Genomic DNA, 1,944 nt, shown 5'->3' on the forward strand with positions numbered 1-1,944 from the left:
CTGCTTGTATCACATCCACTTGGCTTTTACGCGGGTGTAAAAACATAACCGCATCAAGGGAAGGAACATCAACACCTTCTGAAAGGCAGCGTACATTGGTTAATATACGGCAGACATTCTTACCCGCATCTTCTTTCAACCAATTAAGTTTTATCGTACGGTCTTTGGCACCAGATTTTCCATTAATATGATCTGCTTGACAGTTAAGAGGGGGAATATTTTTATGGTTTTCATGAAGATCAAGTAAATCTTTCTTAACTTCTTCATCATTGAATGTGTCACGAATGCGTTCAGACGTTTTAATATCTTTACAAAAAGCCAAAGCTCGGTGCATGGGTCTTGTATCATCTCCAAGATCAATTTTCAGATCCATTTTGGTAAGAGCTTGATAACAACCCATGATCTTTGTTCTATCATCAAGAATAAGTTCATAATTCTCATCTGTCATCAGATGCTGGATAGATTTACTCACTTCTCCTTCATCAACACCTAAAATGATAATCTTGTAAGGCGTTAAAAGTCCATTCTTTACAGCATGGGAGAAACTATAAGAATAAAGGATTTTGCCATAAAGCTCTTCATCATCCATAGAAGCCAGAACAGCATCAATCTCATTAGCTTGTTTTTTGGCATTATCACTAAAGATACGAGGGGTTGCTGTCATATACAGACGTTTCTTGCCCCGAATAAGGCTATTATTATGAACCTTGATAAACTCAGATTCACTCTTGTCTGTTCCTAACACAGCTCCAGTGGTACGGTGCGCTTCATCACAAATGATCAGATCAAATTCCGGTAAAGCATATTTCTTTTGCGCATCCGAAATCACTTGTATCGAATGGTAGGTAGCAAAGACCACTGTCATGGCATCAGGAGAAGTCTTATTGGCTTTTTCTCCAAGCTTTTGAGAATCTGTTGTTGCTGGTAGAGCGAGATCCGAGACATCGAGTTCGGCAGCATCATCTTGGTTTTTACGACGCTTGCCAACTTGTGTATCAGAACACACAGCAAAGGAACGCAAGGGGATTGCTGTATCTGCTGTCCATTCTCTTATTGTTTGTGACATTAAAGAAAGAGAGGGGACAAGGAATAAAACACGTTTACCTTGACCAGCAAGAGCTTCTGCTATCTTCAGACTGGTAAAGGTCTTTCCCGTTCCACACGCCATAATCAGCTTGCCGCGGTCTGCTTCTTTTAACCCTTCACAAACAGCTTTAAGCGCTTCTTGTTGATGATCTAAAAGATTTTTCGGTTCTTTTTTCTTAAGAGTAGCTTCCCCTTTGCTTTCAAAGGTTGACCAATCTATTTGACTGTTTTCCAGATCAAAAAGATTAATCCGTTGAATGCGGACTCCTTGTCCTTCACAGGTGAGATCGGCATTGTTACTCCAATTACCTTCGGTGCTATCAACCAGAATACGGCGTGTGAATATTTTCTTGCCAGACGCTGCTATAAAGCTATCAATATCTTCCTTCTTGATTTGATGATTTGCACTATAAAACTTACATTGAATAGCGGCATATCCTTCTTCATCACGAATTTTAGCAACCAGATCAATGCCGATATCACGCCCATCTTCTCCATGCTCTTTTGCCCATTCACAATAGGTTTGAACCTTTTCATATTCTTGGCATTGCAGAGGGTCTTGCGTCAAATAAGCAATTACAAACTTTTCAAAAGAAGTTCCTCTATCGCGCGCATTTTCTGTATGATCACGGTAGGATTGTAACAGAGAGCGTAATGTCAGTGGTTTGTTATGAGATTGAAGCATTTATAATAAAACCCCACCGCTATATAAGCGTTGATCTATCGATGTCAAAAAACTTTAAATAGAATCTGCTAGATCTATTTAAAACAAATAGCAATAATAAAATAAAAAAAGGGTGCTAAAGACCCACAACCTGCTTAAAAAGAAATTTTATTAAATGCTGCTTATCCACAGCC

Annotated in this window: 1 protein-coding gene; it reads right to left on the minus strand. The window is 39.1% G+C overall.

Annotated elements, in window-relative coordinates:
- Positions 1 to 1,771 (minus strand): DEAD/DEAH box helicase family protein (locus ACFILA_RS09385; protein ID WP_375661109.1); only part of this gene is annotated, 1,771 nt, incomplete at its 3' end.
- Positions 1,772 to 1,944: the final 173 nt, after the last annotated feature.

This window comes from Bartonella sp. CL71SXKL (assembly GCF_042194935.1).
Classification (GTDB): domain Bacteria; phylum Pseudomonadota; class Alphaproteobacteria; order Rhizobiales; family Rhizobiaceae; genus Bartonella.